Source organism: Chitinophaga sp. (assembly GCF_035564935.1).
Lineage (GTDB): Bacteria > Bacteroidota > Bacteroidia > Chitinophagales > Chitinophagaceae > Chitinophaga.
Genome location: NZ_DATMTE010000691.1, coordinates 1 through 3,888 on the forward strand (window position 1 = coordinate 1; position 3,888 = coordinate 3,888).

At 46.8% G+C, this 3,888-nt stretch carries 2 protein-coding genes; both read left to right on the forward strand.

Annotated elements, in window-relative coordinates:
- The first annotated feature begins 84 nt into the window (after positions 1–84).
- On the forward strand, positions 85–1,308 hold the full coding sequence (lysA, locus tag VN105_RS17810; protein ID WP_325642878.1) for a diaminopimelate decarboxylase: 1,224 nt from the start codon (positions 85–87) through the stop codon (positions 1,306–1,308).
- A gap of 224 nt (positions 1,309–1,532) precedes the next feature.
- On the forward strand, positions 1,533–3,863 hold the full coding sequence (locus VN105_RS17815) for a GAF domain-containing protein (RefSeq protein WP_325642879.1): 2,331 nt from the start codon (positions 1,533–1,535) through the stop codon (positions 3,861–3,863).
- The last annotated feature ends 25 nt before the right edge of the window (positions 3,864–3,888 follow it).

The following is a 3,888-nucleotide window of genomic DNA, read 5'->3' on the forward strand; positions in this document are numbered from 1 at the left end:
GGAACACCCATTCTCCCTTTTTTCTACAATTTCTCACTTTTGCGTAGTAATTTTGCATCCTCATTCTTAAACTAAGGATTTTCAATGCCTAAACAAAGCGACGTACTTACTGCCGATTTCCTTGTGAAAGTAGCAGAAGAATTTGGTACCCCGGTGTACATCTACCATGCAGAAAAGATCAAGACCCAGTATGAAAAGCTGCAAAAGGCGTTTCATAAGGCAGATACCCGCTTTTTCTACGCCTGTAAGGCATTGACCAACATCAATATCCTTAAGTACATCAATTCCATTGGCTGCGGACTGGATACCGTGTCTATCCAGGAAGTACAGCTGGGCCTCCGGGCGGGTTTTGATCCGAAGAATATCATTTTTACCCCCAACTGTGTGGACCTGCAGGAAATTATTGCAGCGAAAGAGCTGGGCGTGATCATTAATATAGACAACCTCTCCATCCTGGAGCAGTTTGGTAACAGGTTCGGCGGCAGCTACCCGATCTGTATACGTTTGAACCCGCATATTATGGCGGGAGGTAACTTCAAGATCTCCACCGGGCATATCGACAGCAAGTTTGGTATTTCCATCCACCAGATGCGCCATATTGAACGCATTATCAATTCCACTAAACTGAAGGTGACCGGCCTGCACATGCACACCGGTTCTGAAATTAAAGATGTGGATGTGTTCCTGCGCGGCGTGGAAGTAATGTTTGAGATGGTGCAGCACTTCCCCGATCTTGAATCTATTGACCTGGGCAGCGGCTTTAAGGTGGCTTACCAACAGGGAGATCCCGAAACGGATATTGACCTGCTGGGTAAAAAACTGAGCGAAGCCTTCAACAACTTTGCGAAATCGTATGTACGCCCGCTGCAGCTGTGGTTTGAACCAGGAAAGTTCCTGGTAAGCCAGAGCGGTTACTTTGTGGTAAAAGCCAACGTGATCAAGCAAACCACCGCCAACGTATTTGTAGGGGTGAACTCCGGCTTCAATCACCTGATCAGGCCCATGTTCTACGACGCTTTCCACCTGATCCGCAACATTTCAAACCCTAAGGGTACGGAACGGATCTATACCGTAGTGGGTAATATTTGTGAAACAGACACTTTTGGCTGGGACCGTAAGATCAACGAGGTGCGGGAAGGTGATTACCTGGTGTTTTACAACGCCGGCGCCTATGGCTTCGAAATGTCATCTAACTTCAACTCCCGGTTAAAACCGGCGGAAGTACTGGTAAAAGAAGGTAAGCCACACCTGATCCGTAAACGTGATACTTTGGAAGACCTGCTTAAAAACCAGATCGAATTGCAATAAATCTTCCGGATTTCGACGGATTCAGGTATTTGATTATCAAATGCATAGCATCTTTTGACAAATACCTGAATCCCGGAATCCAAAATTGATACAATATTTCCCCTACCTTTGCGTCTACAATAGTACTCCCCTCTGTTATTCCTGCAATGTTTTACTGTAAATTGTAATAAGAAGTTTATTACTGGCACTAAAAGGACAGCCTTTGGTTATAATTGTACGACAATATGAAAGTTTTAACTGCACACCCCGGCGTATTTGACGATGATAAAGTAATTGAGTCCAATATATCATTCGCACCATTCCTGAATTATTTGAAGGAAAAGGTAACCCATGAAGGAGAGGCCCGTTCATCTTTCTATAAACTGATCATTGATAAGTTTGAAAGCAACCCGGCGGTACTCAAGCCCATTCCCAGCAATGGAGATCTGACGCCTTACAAGGAATACCTGGACTTGCTGATAGCCGCTATTTTCCCGGTTACCACAGACTCCAGCAAGGATATTTATGGCATTGGCGTTCCGTTTAAGTTCGCCATCTTCCATTATTCTGAGCTCTTTAAACAACTGTTCACTGACGGCTCTGAGTTATCGGCGGTTCCGGATGGCATTTCTATAGCCCAGGTGAAAAAAGACAAGATCACCTGGCTGTATAAACTGATCCTGGAAAAGGTGTTCCACTTCCCGATGAACTACAAGAACGAGATTATTCATACGGTGGAAACACCCGATGGCGGTAAGCGTTACGTGAAGGTGAATATAGATCCCCGGTTTGTAGATGTAAAAGTGAACGGCGAGCTGCCACACCTGAATTATGACATGTTCTGCTCCAAGCAGATTTCCCCGGAAGCGCTGCAACAGCTACTGCCAACCAGCATGTTTTCCCTGGAAGGCTTCGTGATATGGACGGTGAAAGATGTGACCCAATCGGAATCGCTCAATAACATCAAGAGCCTGGTGATGAACATGCGCACCAGCAACGAAGTGGAAAGCTACCGGACCGTGGAAAAAATGATCCCGGTGATCCTGGGGCTGCCGGATGTAACTGCCCACCTGGTACCCTTCCCCAAGGTGAACGGTAAAAATGTACTGGAAGAACAATTCTCCATTACCGATCCTATCCTTGGTGTAGGCAACAAAAAACAGCAGCAACATTTCTTCCAGCTCCTGCTGGATCATTTACAGCAAAAACCGGTACCGCTGATCGTGCCCGATGTGAATGAAAATTCCATCGCACCCCACGCGTTCCTGAAGTACCTGCCCATCAAGAATATCCGGAGCTTCGTGATATTTCCGATCACCCATAAAAAGGAAATACTGGGCGTACTGGAACTGGCCTCTTCTACCCCTAACGGGTTGTCGGCAGACCCGTTGTGGAAACTGCAAAACACCTATCCCCTGCTGGTGCTGATGCTGAACCGCAGCATGAACATCCTGGAAAGCCGGCTGAACGAGGTGATCAAAGACCAGTTCACCGCTTTGCAACCCGCAGTGGAATGGAAGTTTGTGGACGCCGCCTGGAATTACCTGCTCACACCGGAAGAAGAAAGGAAAGATATTGAAAGTATCAGCTTTGATGAAGTATACCCGCTTTACGGCGCGGTGGATATCCGGAACTCCTCCGTACAACAGGGCGCCGCCATCCGGGAAGACCTGCAGGAGCAACTGGAGCTGATCAGGGATACCCTGGAAACCATCGGTAAAACCATTCACCTTCCTTTGCTGGAAGAACTGCAGTTCAAAACAAACGACCTGCTGGAGAACCTCAGCAATAGCTTACAGGCTGGCGAAGACCTGAAGGTAAATGAGTTTATGGACCAGGAAATTAAACCGGTGCTGGAGCATTTATGTGAAGACAATGCAGACCTGAAACCATTACTGGCGAGCTATTTTACCCAGATGGACAAATCAGAAGGGCGTGTTTATCATCACCGGAGAGAGTACGAAGAAAGCCTCGCCAACATTAACGCGGCTATCAGCCAGTACCTGGAGAAAGAGCGGCAGTACATACAGCAATCGTTCCCCTGCTACTTTGAAAAATATCGTACCGATGGCGTAGAGTATACTATCTATATTGGACAGTCCATCGCACAGGAGAAAAAGTTTGACCAGCTGTACCTGCGGAACCTCCGCCTGTGGCAGCTTTCCTCTATGGCGCACATCGCAAGGCTTACGCATAAACTGGGCCCTAAATTAAAGGTGCCGCTGCAAACCACGCAGATGATCCTTATGCACAGCGCTCCAATCACAATCAGTTTCCGCAGCGATGAACGCCGGTTTGATGTGGAAGGCGCCTATAACGTACGTTATGAGATCATCAAAAAACGTATTGATAAAGTACATGTAAAAGATACCGGCGAACGCTTAACGCAGCCCGGTACCATTGCTATGGTATACTCTTATGTAAGGGAAATGGAAGAACTGAAAAAGTATATCACTTTCCTTCAAAGCAAAAAAATACTGCTGCCGGAAATTGAGATGCTGGACCTGGAAGAGTTACAGGGTGTGAGCGGTTTGAAAGCGCTCCGCGTAAAAGTAAATATGGAAGCTGCACAGTAACCCGAGTTACTGAAAAAAGAAGAGG